This is a genomic window from Brevibacterium gallinarum (assembly GCF_014836885.1).
GTDB lineage: Bacteria > Actinomycetota > Actinomycetes > Actinomycetales > Brevibacteriaceae > Brevibacterium > Brevibacterium gallinarum.
This window is the reverse complement of the sequence record NZ_JACSPY010000005.1, coordinates 76,876-94,193: the sequence shown is the minus strand read 5'-3', so window position 1 is coordinate 94,193 and position 17,318 is coordinate 76,876. Positions and strand designations below refer to the sequence as shown.

General features: G+C 68.3%; 17 protein-coding genes. 6 read left to right on the top strand and 11 right to left on the bottom strand.

From position 1 onward, the window contains the following. Positions 1-184: 184 nt before the first annotated feature. Positions 185-478, top strand: a complete 294-nt coding sequence (locus tag H9634_RS06880; RefSeq protein WP_191725963.1) for a hypothetical protein — start codon at positions 185-187, stop codon at positions 476-478. On the opposite strand, the gene H9634_RS06875 is transcribed toward H9634_RS06880, so the two are convergent. Then, on the bottom strand, positions 479-1,285 hold the full coding sequence (locus H9634_RS06875) for a TIGR03085 family metal-binding protein (RefSeq protein ID WP_191725962.1): 807 nt from the start codon (positions 1,283-1,285) through the stop codon (positions 479-481). It lies immediately after the preceding gene. Then, positions 1,282-2,202, bottom strand: a complete 921-nt coding sequence (locus H9634_RS06870) for a Sir2 family NAD-dependent protein deacetylase (protein ID WP_191725961.1) — start codon at positions 2,200-2,202, stop codon at positions 1,282-1,284. The genes H9634_RS06875 and H9634_RS06870 overlap by 4 nt, the downstream gene beginning before the upstream one ends. 69 nt (positions 2,203-2,271) lie before the next feature. On the opposite strand from H9634_RS06870, the gene H9634_RS06865 reads away from it, so the two are divergent. Next, the gene (locus tag H9634_RS06865; protein WP_191725960.1) at positions 2,272-2,721 is read left to right on the top strand and encodes a flavodoxin family protein; all 450 of its coding nucleotides are present in this window, start codon (positions 2,272-2,274) and stop codon (positions 2,719-2,721) included. Positions 2,722-2,773: 52 nt separating this feature from the next. Here H9634_RS06865 and H9634_RS06860 read toward each other — a convergent pair whose 3' ends face one another. Genes H9634_RS06860 through H9634_RS06850 form a run of 3 tightly spaced genes read right to left on the bottom strand, consistent with a single transcriptional unit; the run spans position 2,774 to position 5,780 of the window. Beyond that, positions 2,774-3,955 carry an ABC transporter permease gene (locus tag H9634_RS06860; RefSeq protein ID WP_191725959.1) on the bottom strand — a complete coding sequence of 394 codons (1,182 nt, stop codon included), beginning with the start codon at positions 3,953-3,955 and terminating at the stop codon, positions 2,774-2,776. Beyond that, entirely contained in the window at positions 3,952-4,692 is a 741-nt protein-coding gene (locus H9634_RS06855) for an ABC transporter ATP-binding protein (RefSeq protein WP_191725958.1), read from the bottom strand. Before H9634_RS06855 ends, H9634_RS06860 begins: the two co-directional genes overlap by 4 nt. Beyond that, the gene (locus H9634_RS06850) at positions 4,689-5,780 is read right to left on the bottom strand and encodes an HlyD family efflux transporter periplasmic adaptor subunit (RefSeq protein WP_191725957.1); all 1,092 of its coding nucleotides are present in this window, start codon (positions 5,778-5,780) and stop codon (positions 4,689-4,691) included. Before H9634_RS06850 ends, H9634_RS06855 begins: the two co-directional genes overlap by 4 nt. 435 nt (positions 5,781-6,215) lie before the next feature. Between H9634_RS06850 and H9634_RS06845 the strand changes: the two genes are divergently transcribed. Further along, the gene (locus H9634_RS06845) at positions 6,216-8,129 is read left to right on the top strand and encodes a BCCT family transporter (RefSeq protein WP_404801676.1); all 1,914 of its coding nucleotides are present in this window, start codon (positions 6,216-6,218) and stop codon (positions 8,127-8,129) included. A 104-nt stretch (positions 8,130-8,233) separates the two neighbouring features. On the opposite strand, the gene H9634_RS06840 is transcribed toward H9634_RS06845, so the two are convergent. From H9634_RS06840 to H9634_RS06820, 5 genes are all read right to left on the bottom strand, one after another. Next, positions 8,234-8,746, bottom strand: coding sequence for a GyrI-like domain-containing protein (locus H9634_RS06840; RefSeq protein WP_191725956.1), 513 nt, complete (start codon positions 8,744-8,746; stop codon positions 8,234-8,236). A 174-nt stretch (positions 8,747-8,920) separates the two neighbouring features. Further along, positions 8,921-9,541 (bottom strand): sarcosine oxidase subunit gamma, encoded by a 621-nt coding sequence (locus tag H9634_RS06835; protein ID WP_191725955.1) that lies wholly within the window; start codon positions 9,539-9,541, stop codon positions 8,921-8,923. A 1-nt stretch (position 9,542) separates the two neighbouring features. Then, positions 9,543-12,710 (bottom strand): FAD-dependent oxidoreductase, encoded by a 3,168-nt coding sequence (locus H9634_RS06830; protein ID WP_191725954.1) that lies wholly within the window; start codon positions 12,708-12,710, stop codon positions 9,543-9,545. Further along, the gene (locus tag H9634_RS06825; protein ID WP_175293201.1) at positions 12,707-13,063 is read right to left on the bottom strand and encodes a sarcosine oxidase subunit delta; all 357 of its coding nucleotides are present in this window, start codon (positions 13,061-13,063) and stop codon (positions 12,707-12,709) included. The genes H9634_RS06830 and H9634_RS06825 overlap by 4 nt, the downstream gene beginning before the upstream one ends. Before the next feature lie 76 nt (positions 13,064-13,139). After that, on the bottom strand, positions 13,140-14,363 hold the full coding sequence (locus tag H9634_RS06820) for a sarcosine oxidase subunit beta family protein (RefSeq protein ID WP_191725953.1): 1,224 nt from the start codon (positions 14,361-14,363) through the stop codon (positions 13,140-13,142). Positions 14,364-14,559: 196 nt separating this feature from the next. On the opposite strand from H9634_RS06820, the gene H9634_RS06815 reads away from it, so the two are divergent. From H9634_RS06815 to H9634_RS06805, 3 genes are all read left to right on the top strand, one after another. After that, positions 14,560-15,255, top strand: a complete 696-nt coding sequence (locus H9634_RS06815; protein ID WP_191725952.1) for a GntR family transcriptional regulator — start codon at positions 14,560-14,562, stop codon at positions 15,253-15,255. Positions 15,256-15,380: 125 nt separating this feature from the next. Next, positions 15,381-15,917 (top strand): type 1 glutamine amidotransferase domain-containing protein, encoded by a 537-nt coding sequence (locus H9634_RS06810; protein ID WP_175293204.1) that lies wholly within the window; start codon positions 15,381-15,383, stop codon positions 15,915-15,917. A 98-nt stretch (positions 15,918-16,015) separates the two neighbouring features. Next, the gene (locus H9634_RS06805) at positions 16,016-16,624 is read left to right on the top strand and encodes a PepSY domain-containing protein (RefSeq protein ID WP_191725951.1); all 609 of its coding nucleotides are present in this window, start codon (positions 16,016-16,018) and stop codon (positions 16,622-16,624) included. A 145-nt stretch (positions 16,625-16,769) separates the two neighbouring features. Here the strand turns inward: H9634_RS06805 and H9634_RS06800 are convergent, their stop codons facing one another. Next, positions 16,770-17,240: an SRPBCC family protein gene (locus tag H9634_RS06800; RefSeq protein WP_175293206.1), complete on the bottom strand. Its 471-nt coding sequence runs from the start codon at positions 17,238-17,240 to the stop codon at positions 16,770-16,772. Positions 17,241-17,318: the final 78 nt, after the last annotated feature.

Sequence of the window (17,318 nt, the reverse complement as noted above, 5' to 3'; positions counted from 1 at the left end):
CCCTACTGCGAACCGCTGACATCGCTCAGCTGACGCTGTGGATCCCCGCTCCCGAGGCGGTGGCCGGGTCGGATGCTGCGCGAGGCCCGAGGTGTGGCACCATGGTGGCGGAACGGCACCCGTGCACCGCAGAGCGCATACTGCCGCACCGCGTTTTCTTCTCCCCAGGTCAGGAGGCCGAAAGATGGATGAGCCGCAGCTTCTGGCGGTGCTCATTGTCATCGCGTTCTTCTTCATCACCCTCTTCGGCGGCGGCTACCTCATCTACCGGACGATGAACCGCCCGAACTCCTATATCGGCGCGCGCATGCACGCTGAAGAGCAGCGCCGGCTCCAGCAGGAGCGGGACAGCGCGGGAGATGCGGCGCCGGTTGCGGACCAGACCGGTCGAGCCAGCGCGACAGGCGACCGCGACGCGACGAACCCACGCGACGTGTGGGGCCCGCACGGCCCGGAGGATCAGGCGCCGGGGCGCTGATCAGCGCCCGGCAGCATCACCGCGCCCGGCAACGTCACCGCGCCCGGCAGCATCGCCGCGCGCGGCGGCGTCACCGTGCTCGCTGTCGTCACGGTCATCGGCACTCACGTCGCCTGGACACGGCTCCACGACGGGAAGGGTGCCGGTCTGCACATCGTCTGCCGCCTCGGGATCGGTTCCCTCAGGCGGGTCGAACTCCTCGACCTCGACGATCGCATGGTCCTTGCGGCCGTAGACCCACAGCAGGATCTCCAGCGGCTTGCCGGTGACCTTCATGATGCCCTTGGACTTGGGCCCGGCGGTGGTGCCGGCGAATCCGGGAGCGTCGAAGATCAGGTGCTTGCCGACTGACAGAGCCTGGGGCAGCGCGAGCATCTTCAGCAGCGGCCACACGCTCATCTGCATGTCCCACGACAGGCTGCGCGGCTGCCAGTCATCGGCGGCCCGGCGGACGTCCTCATGGTGGACGAGGAACTCCGCGGTGTTCATCACCCGGTCGACCGACGACAGCTTCGCCGGAGACCAGATCGGCGCACCCTCCGCCATGAGACCGACGAGCTGCTCGAACGGCATCTCGGTGAATTCCGTCTCGACCGAGGTCTTGTATCGATCCAGCGAGGGGAAGCGCTCGGCCAGCTGCGGGGAGGCGTTGCCCGGCAGCGCGAAGGGCCTGCGGTCGCGGATGACGAGGTGAACTGCCAGATCCCGCACCGTCCATCCCTCACACAGGGTGGGTGCGTCCGGGCCGACATCGAACATCAGCGCAGCGAGGCTGAGCCGTTCGTCGCGTGCGTAGTTCTTCCTCATACACTCAGTCTGCCGTCTGCTGTGCGGAGGCGTCCACATTTCTCGCTGAGTGTCTGCAGAAAGTCCGCTATCCGGCTGGTGGAGCGGTAATCGGCCAGGTCATCGCCGCGCGTCGGGCCGTCGGTGACGATGACGATCGGCTTGCCGGCCTTGGCCGCGCGGCGGACGAACCGCAGCCCCGAGTGCACCGCCAGCGAGCTGCCGGCCACAAGCAGCCCTGACCCGGCATCGACGGCGGCGGTGGCGGCCTCGACACGCTCACGCGGGACGGATTTGCCGAAGTACACGACATCGGGTTTGAGGATGCCGCGGCAGATCGGGCAGTCCGGGTAGCGGAACCCGGCGGTCTCATCGAGTTCGACGTCGCCGTCGGGAGCGGTCTCGATATCGGCCAGGTCGACCTCGAGCTGCTCGCCGAAGCCGGGATTCAGCGCCGTCATCTCCTCCTGCAGCCAGCTGCGGTCGAAGACCCGCCGGCACTGCAGGCACACCACCCGGGCGAGGCTGCCGTGCAGCTCGATGACCGGATCGGAGCCGGCGGCGATGTGCAGCCCGTCGACGTTCTGCGTGATGAGCGGTCCGAGCCCGAGGCGGGCGAGGAGTTCGTGCCCGCGGTTCGGCTCGGCCAGGCGCATCCGGGGGTAGCCGACCCAGCTGCGCGCCCAGTAGCGGGCGCGCTGGCGCGGATGCGACAGGAAGGTCTGGTAGGTCATCGGAGACCTGCGCGGGGAGCCGGGACCGCGGTAGTCGGGGATGCCGGAATCGGTGCTCATTCCAGCCCCGGTGAGCACCGTCCACGGGTGCTCACCAGCCGGCGCAGTGTCTGCCAGCTCGGCGATGACTGCGGCGATCTGCTCGTCGCTGTGACTCGGCTGCGGGATGCGCGCACCGCGCAGCGGATCGCGGATGACTGCCATGCATGGCAGTCTATCGATCCGTGCAAACCGGGCATTCACCTCGGGCGCGGTGCTCGCTACAGTGGAGGTATGGCACGTGTGCTGCTCGTCCACCATTCGCCCTCGCCAGCGACCGAGAAGCTCGCTGCGGCTGCGCGGGAGGGGCTGAACATGCCCGAACTCGAAGGCGTCGAGGTCATCGAGCGCGCCGCGCTGGAGGCGACAGCAGACGATGTGCTCGCAGCTGATGCCTATGTGCTCGGCACGACGGCGAACTTCGGCTACATCTCCGGTGCCCTCAAGCACTTCTTCGACACCACCTACTACGACACCCGCGAGCAGAACGCCGGGCGGCCGTTCTCCTACTGGATCCACGGCGGCTACGACACGACCGGGGCGCAGAAAGCGATGGAGTCGATCACCACCGGATTCGGGTGGGAGAAGGCCTTCGAGCCGGTCACCTTCACCGGCGAGGTCGGCGAGGAGCACCTCGCACAGGTCACCGAGATGGCCGCCACGGTCGCCGCGACCGTGATGTGAGGTGGCTCGGGCCGTGCCCGAGGCGGTGGCCGCGCCCGAGGCGGTGGCCGGGTCAGGTGCGGATCGCGTCGATGATCCGGATGCGGGTGGCGACGAGGGCCGGGATGAGCCCGGCCAGTCCGCCGACGGCGAGTGCGACGACGATGCCGAGCAGCGCGGCTGAGATCGGGAACGGCGGGGTGTCCTGGAGCCCGTCGAACAGCACCTGGGCCACCAGCGGGTTGCGCAGCAGCAGGATCGCCGCTCCGACACCCACGACGCCTGCCACGAACGTGCCGACGACGCTTTCCATCATGACCGAGAAGAACACCCGTCCGGTCGAGGCGCCGAAGCTGCGCCGGATGCCGATCTCGCGGATGCGCTGCTGAATCGTCACGACGGCGATGTTGATCATCCCGAGCACGCCCATCGCCATGATGATCCCGGAGATCGACAGCAGGATCGCCTTGAGCATCCCGAGGCCCATATCGCCCTGCGCGGCGAAGTCGGATCGCTCGACCGACTGCACCCCGAGGCTGGCCTTGAGGGCCGGCCCGAGCTGCTTCTGCAGGGTCTTGGCGTTGTGCTCCGGCACCCACAGGTCCACCCGCAGGCTGTCGAACCCCTCATCCGGGTTCATCACCGCCATATGCTGCGGCAGGAAGAACACCGTCGGGTCCTCCATCACCCCGCCGCCCTGCACCACTCCGATGACGGTGGCCTGCGCCCCGGTCGGCGTCGTGATGGTGCGCGGCAGGTCCGCTGCCGACACCCCGGTCTGGTCGAGGAAGTTCGAGCTCACAACGACCGGCGGCGACATGTTCTGCTCATCGCCGGCTTCGAACCAGCGGCCGGCGGTGACGACCTGGTGGCGCATGACCTTGAAGGACGGGTCGACGGCGTTGAGGTTGACATCGTACGGGGTGCCGTTGACCGCGATCGGGCCGTAGCCCTCCGACAGGGCGGTGATGTAGCTGATGTCGAAGCGTTCGGCCTCGGCATCGAGTCGGTCGCGGAACACCTCGTACTCGCTGGCAGTGCTCAGCTGGGAGGGGTACATGCTCAGGGTCACCGGGCGGCCGCCGACCCGCTCCATGTACTCCGTGGAGACGCGTTCGGCGATCGCCCCGAGAGCGACGACGAGGGTGAGGGCGCAGACGGCGACGCCGACGCCGATGAGGGAGAGCAGCACCCGCAGCTTGTGGATGCGCAGCTCCTGCCAGGCTTCGGCCAGCAGGGACACGATTCGGGTCATGCCGCACCTCCGCCCAGGTGGGTGGCGACCTCGGCTGCGGTGGCGGCTTCCAGCAGGTGCAGCCGGCCGTCCTTGAGCTGGAAGCGGCGGGAGGCCATCGCCGCGATGTTCGGGTCGTGGGTGATGGTGATGAGCGAGCAGTCGCCTTCGGTGGTGATCTCCTCCAGCAGCCGCATCACCGCCCGGCCGGTGTCGACGTCGAGGGCACCGGTGGGCTCATCGGCGAGCAGCACGCGCGGCTTGCGCACGATCGCCCGGGCGATCGCCACCCGCTGCTGCTCACCGCCGGAGAGCGCGATCGGCAGCTGGCGCAGCCGGTGGCCGAGGCCGAGGCGCTCGAGGGCTTCGGTGGCGAGTCGCCGGCGCTGCCAGAACTCCCGGGGCGAGCCGTACAGCAGGGGTGCTTCGACGTTCTCCAGCGCGGTGCGGCCGGGCAGCAGGTTGAACTGCTGGAACACGAATCCGACATCCTGCCCGCGGATCGCGGCGGCCCGGCGCTGGGAGATGCGCGAGACCTCGGTCCCGGCGAACCACATGCCGCCGCTGGTGGGCCGGTCGAGCAGCCCGAGGATGTTGAGCAGGGTCGATTTGCCGGTGCCGGAGCGGCCGACGATGCCGACGTGCTCGCGGGGATAGACGTCGAGGTCGATGCCGGTGAGGATGTCGAGGATGCTGTCGTTGGGCAGCCGCACGGAACGGGTGACGTCGCGCAGCTGCAGGATCGGCGCTGCGCTCACATCTCTCCCTCGTCGACCATGCCGCCCTCGTCGAAGTCCTCAGGCGACTCAGGCTCAGCGCCGGGCACGTAGGCGGCGATCGACTGGCCCTCCTCAAGCCCCTCGGTGATCTCGACGTTCTCGCCGTCGTTGATGCCGAGCTTGACCGGGGTTTCGACCGGTTCGCCGGAGTCGTCGATGACCCACACGCTGCCGTCGCCGATCGTGCCGCGCACCGCGGTGGTCGGGACGATGAGCACATCGGTGGCTGAGCCGGCGTCGAGTTCGAGCTTCATGTTCAGCCCGTTGTAGACGGTCACCTCGTCGGGGACCTCGCAGCTGATCGACGGGCCCGAGGCGCCGGCCTCCGGTGCCGGGGCCTCGCTGTCGTCTGGTGCCGGCTCCTCACCGGCGTCCTCCCCGGCGCTGTCACCGGCGCTGTCACCGGTGCTGCGGCTGCCGGAGACCTGGTTGAGGCGCAGGCTCGTGCACTCAAAGGGCTGCGGTCCGTCGGTGATCGTCACGGTGCCGGTGTCCGGCATCTTGGGGATCCGGTACAGCTGGGCCGGTTCGATGAAGGCGACAGCGCGGAAGGAGTCCTGTTCGATGCTCGTGACCGCCTGCCCCTTCGCAACGTCCTCGCCCTTCTCAGCCGCATAGTCGCCGACGACCCCGTCGGCAGGGGCGACGACGTTGACGTAGCGTGGACGCGGGGCCGGTGCCGGGGCGGGTTCGGCGGCGTCACCGTCAGAACCGGGTTCGGCGGCCGGGGCCGGGCCCCCGGCTTCGCCTTCGACCTTGATCTGGTACAGCTGGGCGCCCTTCTTCACCTTGCGTCCGGACTGCTCGAAGATGTGGACGAGCGTGCCGGTCTCTGATGCTTTGGCGTCCTTGGCCGGCTCGACTTCGATCTTGCCGTCGAAGCTGAGCACATTGGACACGTCTCCGCGCGCCACGACGGTCTCCTCAGCCAGCACCTCCCCGGTGGGTTCGCCGTCGACGGTGGTGCTCGCCTGCGGGCGGAAGGCCAGCCAGGCGAGCGCGATGGCGATGATGAGCAGCACCACCAGGTAGCTGACGGGGAGGACGATGCGACGGAAGACATGCATGGGGGCACCTCGGGGATCGGGAGCGCCGCGGGCATCGGCGCACGGCGTGAGGATGAGTCTAAGGAGGCCGTATGACAGGTGTGTTGCAGTTACGTGTCACTGCTGGTCACAGAACTGCAACGAACCACACCACACTGATGACAAACACCGCAGAAACCGATAAGGACCGCTGCATACGCCGCGGAACCTGCACGCGGCAGGCGACCCGACCGCAGATGCCGACGAGACCCCAGCGGAGGCGACAGCCGGGCGCTCGGCGCCCACCGCCTCGGGCGCGGGTGGGGAGGCGGCCGGCACGCTACCCTTGAGACCAGGCAGCGCCATGTGAGGGACATCACTGGACTGTCAGGTGAACTTGCCGCTGCTGGGACAATCCGAGATGGTAAGTGACGGAATTCGATACGCAGACACGCTGACAACACGGAAAGAACCACAGTGACGACTGACGACAAGACAGGACAGGATCGCAGCACAGCGACCGTCCACGCGGCCCCCGATCACCTGCGTGATGACGTGCAGGAAGCCGAGGAGCTGCGGCTGCCGGACCACCTGCAGATCGAGGATGAGGACTCCGATTCGCGGATCGCCGCGAAGCTCATCGCCCAAGGCGTGCGGATCGACAAGAAGGGGCTCATCGCCCCGGCGGTGTTCTGGCCGTCGATCATCCTCATCGGTCTCATCGCGATCCTGGCGATCGTCTTCCAGGACACCACCGGCATGGTGCTGACAGCCACCCAGAACTGGATCGTGCACAACCTCGGCTGGTATTACATGCTCGTCATCGGCGGGTTCGTGTTCTTCTCGATCGGCGTCGGGGTCTCGAAGTTCGGCAAGATCCGCCTCGGCGACGACGGTGAGAAGCCGGAGTTCGGGCTGCTGTCGTGGTTTGCGATGCTGTTCGCTGCCGGTATGGGCATCGGCCTGGTGTTCTACGGCGTCGGCGAGCCGCTGACCTATGCGACGACCACGCCCAAACCTGGCTGGCCGACCGACGGAGTCGAGCAGCAGCATCTGGCGATGGCGCAGACGTTCATCCACTGGGGACTGCACCCGTGGTCGATCTATGCCGTCATCGGTCTTGCGCTGGCCTACGCCATCCACCGCCGCGGCCGCCCGGTCTCGATCCGCTGGGCACTCGAGCCCCTCCTCGGCGACCGTGTGCGCGGCTGGGCCGGTGACCTCATCGACATCCTCGCCGTGTTCGGCACCGTCTTCGGCATCGCCACCTCACTGGGGCTGGGCGTCCAGCAGATCTCCTCGGGCCTGCAGGAGATCGGCGTCGTCGACACCGTCGACAACACCTTCCTCATCATCCTCATCACCGGCATCACGTTCCTGGCGACCCTGTCGGTGGTCTCCGGTGTGGGCGCAGGCATCAAGTGGCTGTCGAACATCAACCTGTCCGTCGCCGGCCTGCTGCTCATCGCCGTGCTCATGCTCGGGCCGACGCTGTTCCTGTTCGAGAACTTCATCGAGTCCCTCGGTGTGTACCTGGCGAACTTCTTCAACCTCACCTTCGATGCCGGTGCCTTCACCGGCGCTGAGGGCGCAGACTGGAACTCGGCCTGGACCATCTTCTACTGGGGCTGGTGGATCTCCTGGGCACCCTTCGTCGGCGTGTTCATCGCCCGCATCTCGCGTGGACGCACCGTGCGCGAATTCATCGCCGGTGTGCTCGTCGTGCCCTCGCTCGTCGGCTTCTTCTGGTTCTCCGTGCTCGGCGGCACCGGCATCCACCAGGAGCTGTTCGGCTCCGGCGGGCTCGTCGACCCTCAGGACGGCGTGGTCGCTGAGAAGGCGCTGTTCGACATGCTCTCCGGTCTGCCGATGGGTGCGATCATGTCCGTCCTGGCGATCATCCTGGTGACGGTCTTCTTCATCACCTCATCGGACTCCGGATCGCTCGTCGTCGACATGCTCGCATCCGGCGGACACCCGAACCCGCCGATGTGGTCGCGCATCCTGTTCTGCGTGCTCGAGGGCGCCATCGCCATCGGCCTGCTGCTGGCCGGCGGTCTGGAGGCGCTGCAGGCGGCATCGCTTGCCACCGCGCTGCCGTTCTCGATCGTGCTCACCCTCATCGCGCTGGCTTCAGTGCAGGCGTTCCGCAAGGAGGATGCCCGCCAAGTCGCGATCAAGCGCGTCATCGAGAGCAAGCAGATGTCGGAGTACCTCTCCGATGAGTTCGACGATGTGCTCGGCGACAAGGTCGATGACCGCGTCGACAACCGCATCGACTACCGGCTCTCGGCGACGAAGAACCTCTTCACCCGCCGAGACGATCGTGAGCAGTCCGACGTCGCCCGCCGGGCCGGTGAGGTCAGCCCTCGGCAGCCGCGCGAGCAGTGAGCTCCGGACGCTGACCTCCGCCATCAACGCAGCACGCCCCGCACAGTTCCGGCTGTGCGGGGCGTGTTCGCGTCCGGCCGGGCGGACGCGCGAACCGCGTGCGCTCAGTCGCGGGCGACGGGGACGGCGAGCCCGGTCACGAGTGTGGCCGGGTCGGTGTCCGGAGTCGGCTCAGTGTCGTAGGCCTCCCAGCAGGGCATGCCGAGTGAGCAGCCGTCATCGACGAGGGCCTGCGTGAACTGCTCCCATGCCTGGCCGAGCCCGTCATAGGGTCCGGTGTACTTCGTCACCGCCAGCTGGCAGGCCGGGAGTTCGGACGGCTCGATGCGCACCTCGCCGGCGGTGAGCGCGCCGCCGAGTGCGGAGACGAGCGGGAACCCGGCTTCGAGGTCGAGCGGCGGCAGCTGGCCGGTCTCGTCGGGGACCATGGCGGTGTCATAGCGGCAGAATGCAGGTCCTGCCGGAGTGATGTCGCCGTTCTCGGTCGCCTGGGTCAGGGCGGCGAACGTCTCATCCATGTAGGCGGCGATCTCGGCGAGCTCCAGCCCTTCAGCACGGACGACAGCGGTGGGGCTGCCGGGGAAATCGATGATCTCTGGGGTCGTGATGTCAGCCATGGCAGCCCTCTCATCAGGCGTCGGCGTTCCGGCTGGCGCTGCATGCACAAGCCGCAGGGATCCCGCGATGACGCGGGTGGCCCTGCGGCTCATGCTACCTGTCGCCCAGGCGGCTCGTCCTGGGTGAGTTTTCGGCTGGGTGAGACTTCGGCTGGGTGAGACTTCGGCTGCCGGTCAGCTGGCCTCCCGATACTCCTCCATCGCGTCGAGCAGCCACGTGACGACGGAGTCGGCGAATGAGGAGCGCGGCAGGATCCGCCACGTCTCCTCCCCTGTCTTGTGCAAGATCACCTGGGTCTGAGCGAAATTCGTCGCAACAGCTGTGCCGGCGGGGAACATCCTCGGGTGCAGGTCGATGGTCGCTGACGATTCGAGGATGTCCCGCGCGGCCGGGCCTGACAGTTCGAGGGTCGTGCGGTTGGCCGAAACATCGAGGACGTGACCGGGAGCAGAACCGGCACGGGCCATGATCGTCTCCGCCACCTCGGCGGCGGCCGTGAGCGACTCATCTGTGAGCACGGCGAGGAACTCATCGGGGCTCAGCCAGCAGGTCGTGGCCTGCTGGCTGACTGTCACCTGCTTGACCGCAGCCGGCAGGCGGCCGAGCTCGGCCTCGACGGCGGCGGCCATCGGCGAACCGGGTTCGGCGCGGATCGCGAGTATCTGCGCGAACGGGATCTCACGCAGGCGCACTGCCGCACTCGAGCCGGCGTCCATGTCGGCGGCCCGGTGCTCGGCTGGGCTGATCGGCCGCAGCTGCGGTGCCCGGTTGCCGGTCTGGGCTGTCGTCGTCATCTCAGCTCACTCCTTCCACGCCGTCGCGGCGCGTGTTCTCCGGGTCGAAGACGACCGTGTCGGCGACGGTCGCGGGGACGAAGCGGCCGCCGAAGCTCGCGACGATTGTCTGGCCGATCCGCTCCCGGCCGCCCTTGACGAGGGCGAGCGCGAAGCTGCGGCCGATCGCCTGGGACATGTAGCTCGACGTCACCTGCCCGATCATCGGGATCGGGGCGGCCGCGTCAGCGCGCCCGCGGGAGGCGACGACCGCCTCGGCGGCGGGAGCATCGTCTGCGGTGATGATCTGCGCCCCTTCGGCGAGCACCACCTCGGGGTCGTCGGGCAGCAGCGCGATGAGGTGTTTGCGGTTGGGGTCGTGGTTGAAGGCGCGGGCGAACGAGCGGCTGCCGACGAACTCCTTGCGCGTCGAGACCGCCCAGCCCATCCCGAGGTCGTGGGGGCTGACGGTGCCGTCGGTGTCCTGCCCGACGATCGGGAAGGCTTTCTCAGCTCGCAGCACGTGCATCGTCTCGGTGCCGTAGGGGGTGATGTCGAACTCCTCACCTGCGGCTTCGACGAGTTCGGCGACCGCACGGCCGTACCAGGCGGGCACGTTGATCTCGAAGGCGAGCTCACCGGAGAAGGTGATCCGGCAGACCCGCGCCTCGATCGAGTCACCGTCCTCGCCGGCAGCTCCGGTGCCGGGGGCGTGCAGGGGGGCGGTGCGGAACTCCATGAACCCGAAGGCCTCCCGGCTGACGTCGAGGTCGGGGAACAGCTTCGCCACGACCCTGCGCGACAGCGGCCCGGCGACTGCGATCGTCGCCCACTGCTCGGTCACCGAGGTGATCGTCACGTCGAGTTCGGGCCATTCGGTCTGTGCGTACTCTTCGAGGTGTTCGAGGATGTGGGCAGCATTGCCGGTCGTCGTCGTCATGAAGTACCGGTCCTCGGCCAGGCGCAGTGAGACGCCGTCGTCGATGACCATGCCGTCGGGGCCGCACATGAGCCCGTAGCGGCCCTTGCCGACGGCGAGCTTGAGGAACCCGTTGGTGTACATGCGGTTGAGGAACTCCGGGGCGTCAGCGCCGCGGATCTCGATCTTGCCCAGCGTGGAGGCGTCCTGGAAGCCGACCCGCTCACGTACCGCTGCGCATTCGCGGGCGACGGCTGCGTCCATGTCCTCACCATCGCGGGCGAAGTAGCGGGCGCGCTTCCACTGCCCGACGTCTTCGAACACGACGCCGCGCTCGAGCGCCCAGAAGTGGGTGGGGGTGAGCCGCGCCGGGTCGTACAGCTCCCCGTGCGAGCGGCCGGCGAGTGCAGCGAAGGACACCGGCGTGTACGGGGCGCGGAAGGTTGTGACGCCGAGCTCACCGATGCCTGCGCCGAGAGCCTGGGCGATGATCCCGTTCGTCACGACCGAGGACAGGCGGCCCTGCTCGGCACCGGTGGCGATCGAGGTGTAGCGCTTGATGTGCTCGACATTGCGCATCCCGGCGTTGATCGCCCGGACCGCGTTGCGCACGGATTCGTCGCGCTGCAGGTCGAGGAAGCAGGTGTCGAACTCGACGTTCTCATCGGCCCGGTCGCTGCTCGGCAGGCGGGTCGCGCCCAGCCACACCGGGCGGACCTCGCCGCAGGCAGCGCGGCGCTGACTGTCGGAGACCGCCGCCGAGGCGGTGGGCACGGTTGCGGCGTCCGCTGCCGAGGCGGTGGCGCCCGTTCCCGAGGCGGTGGCCGCCGTGGCGGCGTCCGCTGCCGAGGTGGCCGGGCTGGTCTCCTCCCCGTGCTCACGCACCCACGCGGTCGCTGCCGCAGCAGCCGTGCCGGCAGCCGTGCCCTCTGCCAAACACAGTTCGGTGGCGTAGGTGCCCCTCACGGCACCGGCCAGATGCTGGTCTGCCACCGGGGCGCTGGGGACGAAGCCGCTGAGCGCCTCATCCCAATGCAGGTCCCCGCGGCGCTGGGAGTGCAGGTGGACGGTCGGCGTCCAGCCGCCGGCGAGCAGCAGCAGATCGCAGCCGGTCTCCTGCTCGCTGGCCGCGTCGACACGCGTGCCGTCGAAGGCGCCGAAGCGCAGGCCGGTGACATGCCCGTCGTCGCTGTCGCTGAGCGATTCGGTGACCGCGCACCCGCGGTGGACGGTGACTCCGGCGTTCTCGACCGCCTCGGCGGCGGCCGGAGCTGTGCGCGAGTCGATGACCGTCACCGCAGCCCCGGCGGCAGCCAAGGCACCGGCCAGTGGGTAGGGCGAATCGTTCGTCGCAGCGATCGCGATCCGGCGGCCGGGCAGGATGCCGAAGCGGTGCAGCCAGCTGGCCGCGGCCGAGGCGAGCATGATGCCGGGCCGGTCGTTGTGCGCGAAGACCAGCGGGCGTTCGAGCGCGCCGGTGGCGAGCACCACCTGGTCTGCGGTGATGTGCCACAGCCGCTGCCGGGACATGCCGGCCGGGGCGGCATCGAGGTGGTCGCGGCGGGATTCGACGGCGACGACGTAGTTCGAGTCGAAGGAGCCGACGACCGCGGTGCGGGTGAGGATCCGGCACTCCTCGCAGGCCACGAGTTCAGCGCGGATGGCCTCGATCCAGTCGGCGGCCGGCTGGCCTTCGATCGTCTCATCGGAGGCGAGCGAGCGGCCGCCGAGGCGGAAGTCCTGCTCAGCCAGGATCACGCGCGCTCCGGTGCGCACAGCGGCCCGGGCGGCGGCCAGCCCTGCGGGTCCGGCACCGACGATGAGCACGTCGGTGAACGTGTTGCGCTTGTCGTAGCGGGCGATCGTGCGCTTGCCCGGGTCGGTCGGCTCACCTGGTGCGGGTGCGTCGAGCAGCCGGCCGAGCCCGGTGAGCGTGCGGGCGGTGATGCCGGGGGCGAGTTCGACCATCGTGGCCTGGCGCATCGTCTCGGTCACCCCGTCGATGGTGGTCTCGACGTAGGCGTTGGGTTCGGCCGGGCCGTCGGTGAACACGCCGCGCGGGCGGGAGCGGTACAGCGAGTCGCCGCACCGGGTGCGGCCTGCGGCGATAAGCGCTGAGGCCAGCGTGTCACCGGCGACACCGGTGATCGTCTCGCCGTCGAGGTCGAAGCTGATCGGCCGGCTTGGGTCGATGCCGGTGGCCGGCAGCCGGGTGGGCGTCTCGCTGCACGCTGCCGGGCCGGTGCCCGGCTGCTGGGGGTTGCGGGTCATGGCTGGCCCTCCTTCCGGGCGGTGTCCGCGCCCGAGGCGAGCGGCGCCTCGGCGGTGGTGGTGACGTGGGCGTCGGTGCTGGCCTGCGGTGCCGGGGCGCCGGGCCGCGGAGTGGAGGTGAACTCGTTGGTCACGGTGTTGCGGGTGACGGTGAGCCATTTGCGGCAGCCGGCGGTGTGGACCCAGCGTTCGGCGAAGTCCCCGCGCGGGTTGTCGCGGTAGAAGAGGAACTGGGCCCAGTCGGAATCCGGCAGGTCTGCGGCGTCAGCCGGGTAGGCGATGTCGGCCTGTCCGCCGTAGTGGAACTCGGTCTCCATCCGGGGACCACAGTGGGGGCAGTCGATGATGAGCATGGGATCTCCTGAGGTCTGAAAGGCCGGCGCGCGGCGCGTGGGGCCGGTGCGCGCCGCGTGGGGCTGGTGCGCGGTGTCAGTGGGCGACGCCGGCGGCGCCGTGTTCGTCGACGAGGGCACCGGTGTCGAAGCGCTCGAGGCTGAACGGTGCGTTGAGCTCATGCGGCTGGCCGGTGGCGATCGTGTGGGCGTAGACGAATCCGGCACCGGGCGTGCCCTTGAAGCCGCCGGTGCCCCAGCCGCAGTTGACGTAGAGGTTCTCGACCGGGCTGAGCCCAACGACCGGGGAGGCGTCCATCGTGACGTCGACATTGCCGCCCCAGGCGCGCAGCAGGTGGGCGCGGGCGAAGATCGGGAAGAGCTCGACGGCGGCGGCCATCTGGTGTTCGATGACGTGGAAGGAGCCGCGCTGTCCGTAGCCGTTGTACGCATCGACGCCAGCGCCCATGACGAGTTCGCCCTTCTGCGCTTGGGAGACGTAGACATGGACGTGGTTGCTCATGACGACATTCGGGTGGACGATCTCGTGGAGTTCGGACACCAGTGCCTGCAGCGGGCGGGTCTGGATCGGCAGCCGGAAGCCGGCCAGCTCCGCCAGGGTCGAGGAGGCGCCGGCTGCGGCCAGCGCGACGGATTCAGCGCCGATCGGCCCGCGGTCGGTCTGCACTCCTGTCACCCGGCCGTGGTCGATGTCGAAGCCGGTGACCTCGCAGTTCTCGATGATGTCGACGCCGAGCTCGGAGGCCCGGCGGGCGAACGCCCAGGCGACCCAGTCATGCTTGGCGATCCCGCCTCGGGCCTGGTAGGTCGCTCCGAGGACCGGATAGCGCAGGTTGTCATCGATGTTGATGATCGGGCAGAGCTCTTTGACCTGTTCGGGTTCGACCCATTCGGCGTCGATGCCGGCCAGCCGGTTGGCTTCGACGCGGCGGACGGAGTCGCGGACCTCCTGCAGGGTGTGGGCGAGGTTGAGCACGCCGCGCTGGTCGAAGAAGATCTCGTAGTCGAGTTCGTCCTCCAGGCCCTCCCACAGCTGCAGCGAGTGCTCGTAGATCGCCGCCGATTCATCCCATAGGTAGTTCGAGCGGATGATCGCGGTGTTGCGGGCCATGTTGCCTCCGGCCAGCCAGCCGCGCTCTAGGACGGCAACATTCGTGATGCCGTGGTTCTTGGCCAGGTAGTAGGCGGTGGCCAGACCGTGGCCTCCGCCGCCGACGATGATGACGTCGTACCGGTGCTTGGGCTCCGGGCTGCGCCACATGAAGTCCGGATGCGCCGGCAGCACGCGCTGATCGTGCATGGTGCTCCTCTCGCACGCAGTCGTCGGCTCCAGCGCCAGTGCCGGCCTCAGACACCGCCCCATCGCTGCGGGAAACGTTTGATCGACGACTGATATATCAATGTGACACCACAGTAGGATGTGACTAGGATCTCGTCAAGAGGTTCTTTCACCGCGGTTCTTTCACCGCAGCGCGGCACGATGAGGGGAGATACTGATGCCGGAGGCGAGCTCACTGGCCGAGCAGGCCTATGTGCGCCTGCGCGATGCACTCGTGATGCTCGACATCGCCCCCGGTGAGCCGATCCGCGAGGCGGATCTCGCAGCGGAGATCGGGATCGGCCGCACCCCGCTGCGCGAAGCGCTCAAGCGCCTGGAGAGCGAACACCTCGTCGTCTCATATCCGCGCCGCGGCACCTTCGCCACGCAGGTCGAGATCGCCGACCTCGTCGACATCTCCGAACTGCGCACCATCCTCGAGCCCGTCGCCGCCCGGCGGGCTGCCGCCTGCCAGGATCCGCAGCTGCGCAGTCAGCTCGAAGCGCTCGCCGCCGAGGCCGCGGCGATCGACACGACCGGCGCGATCGACACGGATGCGGCGAACGAATCTGATGCGGCGATCGATGCGCGGACCCTGCTGGAATTCGACACCCGCGTGCACCGGGCGATCTACGCTGCCGCTGGCAATCCGCACCTGAGTGAGACGCTCATCCGGCTCGACAGCCTCGCCACCCGCATCTGGTGCATCCTCGCGCTGCGCCTGCGCGGGGTCCCGCAGCACGTCGGCGAGCATGTCGAGCTGCTGGCCGCAATCCTCGACGGCGACGGCGAGCGCGCTGCCGACCTGGCCGCCGAGCACGTCAGCCACTTCGAGACGATGGTGCGCACCGCTCTGGGCACCGGCGGTCTCTGATCCGGCCGCCGCAGGCCCACCGCCGCCTCGGGCACGGGAGCCCGCCACCGCCTCGGGCACGGAATACTCACCTGGGCTGTGTCGTTTGTGCAGATGTGGACCGCACACCCGATGGAAGGAGCATCATGGCCCTGTCCGACAAGAAGGTTGCATTCCTGCTCACGCGCGGCGTCGAGCAGATCGAACTCACCAGCCCGCGCACGGCGCTCAACGAGGCCGGCGCACAGACATTCATCGTGTCCCCCAGCGAAGGCACCCTGCAGGCGATGGAGGGCGACTGGGAGCACGCCGAGGTCTTCGACGTCGACGTCCCGGTCGCCGATGCCAAGGCCGATGACTACGACATGCTCGTGCTGCCCGGCGGCACGCTCAACGCCGACTCACTGCGCCTCGATGCCGATGCCTGCGCACTCGTCGAGGCATTCTTCGCAGCCGGCAAGCCTGTCGCTGCCATCTGCCACGCCCCCTGGATCCTCGCCCAGACCGGCCTGGCCAAGGGACGGAGGCTGACCTCGTACGAGGCGGTCAAGGTCGATATGCAGAATGCCGGGGCGACCTGGGAGGACTCCGAGCTCGTCGTCGACGGCAACCTCATCACCTCTCGCAATCCCGGTGATCTGGAGGTCTTCAACGCCGCGCTCATCGAGGCCCTCGAGAAGTGACACACGCTGCGGTCACACGGCGCCAGCGACACCGAAGATGCAAGGCGCCTTGTGGCCGCAGTGGCAATGTCAGGCTCACCAGATGAAGGGAGAGAACGATGCGCAGAGTTCTGGCAGGAATCGCAGCAGTCTCCGTCGCCGTCGCACTGGCCGGCTGCTCCAATGGGGACGACAACACCACAGAGGACAGCCCGACACAGGAGTCGGCAGCACAGGAGACGAACGGCGGCGGCTCTGACGGCGGATCCGGTTCCGGTGACGGCACCGCCAAGGACGTCGACCTAGCCGACCATGAGTTCTCCACCACCGCGCAGGACGCGATCGACATCGCCGCGAAGGAAGCTGGCGAGGGCATCGTCCACGCGATCGAGATCGAGTACGAAGACGACCACAGCGCCTGGACGTGGACGGTCAAGACGCTCGTCGACGGGCAGGACCACACGTACGAGATCAACGCCGACAACGGCGAGATCCTCAAGTCCGAGCAGGAGTCGACGAACGACGACGAGCAGGCCATCGACCTCAACGACCCGATGACCTTCGATGAGGCCAAGGACAAGGCGCTGGAGAAGCGCGAGGGCCGCATCAAGGACTGGAAGTACGAGTGGGACGACAACCGCAAGGAGTTCCAGTTCGACATCGAGCAGAACGGCGACTCAGAAGAGGTCACCGTCAATGCCGATACCGGTGAGGTCACCAAGGACTGATCGGCAGCCCGTACGGCTGTGAGGCTGTGAGCCCGTGCGGCTGTGAGGCTGCGAGGCCGCCCCTGCATGACGATCGCCCGGTCGCTGCGCTGACAGCGACCGGGCGATCTCGTGTCGTGGGAGCTTCCGTTCCCGAGGCGGTGGCTCAGCTTCCGGAGACGGCGGCGGCGAGCTGGTTGAGGGACTCGTCGAGGACGTCAGCGTCGAAGGCCGGGAAGATCGAGGCGAGCTTCTCGTCCTCGACCTTCGACCAGTCGTAGGTGAGCGTCACCTCGGTCGAATCAGCACTGAGCGGGCGCAGCTCGTACAGCCACTCCCAGCCGGCCGGGTTGTCCTTGTTCTTCTCCTGAGCCGGCTGCCAGCCGATCATCTTGTCGCGGTCGAAGGCGGTGACGTGGTTGTACATCTGGTAGTCCCCGCCCATGTGCTCGGCGTGCATGTTCATGACGAACACGTCGCCGACTGCCTGGATGCGGTCGGACTTCTCATCGGAGCGCACGGTGTTCGAGCCGTCGAACTCACGGTGACGCTCCGGCAGGCTGAGGAGGTCGAAGATCTCCTTGGCCGGCGCGTCGATGGTGCGGGTCACGGTCAGCTGTGTCGCATTCTCAGTCATAGTCCCCACTCTGCCGTCTATGCGCGGTGAGGACAAGGGACCTGGTGGTCTCCTGGAGCGGATTGACAGGATCCGCTG

Excerpts from the sequence above, each read along its gene's own strand:
- H9634_RS06850 (WP_191725957.1), bottom strand. The coding sequence starts at position 5,780 with ATGCATGTCTTCCGTCGCATCGTCCTCCCCGTCAGCTACCTGGTGGTG.
- H9634_RS06820 (WP_191725953.1), bottom strand. The coding sequence starts at position 14,363 with ATGCACGATCAGCGCGTGCTGCCGGCGCATCCGGACTTCATGTGGCGC.
- H9634_RS06865 (WP_191725960.1), top strand. The coding sequence starts at position 2,272 with ATGGCACGTGTGCTGCTCGTCCACCATTCGCCCTCGCCAGCGACCGAG.
- H9634_RS06825 (WP_175293201.1), bottom strand. The coding sequence starts at position 13,063 with ATGCTCATCATCGACTGCCCCCACTGTGGTCCCCGGATGGAGACCGAG.
- H9634_RS06840 (WP_191725956.1), bottom strand. The coding sequence starts at position 8,746 with ATGGCTGACATCACGACCCCAGAGATCATCGATTTCCCCGGCAGCCCC.
- H9634_RS06860 (WP_191725959.1), bottom strand. The coding sequence starts at position 3,955 with ATGACCCGAATCGTGTCCCTGCTGGCCGAAGCCTGGCAGGAGCTGCGC.
- H9634_RS06880 (WP_191725963.1), top strand. The coding sequence starts at position 185 with ATGGATGAGCCGCAGCTTCTGGCGGTGCTCATTGTCATCGCGTTCTTC.
- H9634_RS06805 (WP_191725951.1), top strand. The coding sequence starts at position 16,016 with ATGCGCAGAGTTCTGGCAGGAATCGCAGCAGTCTCCGTCGCCGTCGCA.
- H9634_RS06875 (WP_191725962.1), bottom strand. The coding sequence starts at position 1,285 with ATGAGGAAGAACTACGCACGCGACGAACGGCTCAGCCTCGCTGCGCTG.
- H9634_RS06800 (WP_175293206.1), bottom strand. The coding sequence starts at position 17,240 with ATGACTGAGAATGCGACACAGCTGACCGTGACCCGCACCATCGACGCG.
- H9634_RS06870 (WP_191725961.1), bottom strand. The coding sequence starts at position 2,202 with ATGGCAGTCATCCGCGATCCGCTGCGCGGTGCGCGCATCCCGCAGCCG.
- H9634_RS06830 (WP_191725954.1), bottom strand. The coding sequence starts at position 12,710 with ATGACCCGCAACCCCCAGCAGCCGGGCACCGGCCCGGCAGCGTGCAGC.
- H9634_RS06815 (WP_191725952.1), top strand. The coding sequence starts at position 14,560 with ATGCCGGAGGCGAGCTCACTGGCCGAGCAGGCCTATGTGCGCCTGCGC.
- H9634_RS06835 (WP_191725955.1), bottom strand. The coding sequence starts at position 9,541 with ATGACGACGACAGCCCAGACCGGCAACCGGGCACCGCAGCTGCGGCCG.
- H9634_RS06810 (WP_175293204.1), top strand. The coding sequence starts at position 15,381 with ATGGCCCTGTCCGACAAGAAGGTTGCATTCCTGCTCACGCGCGGCGTC.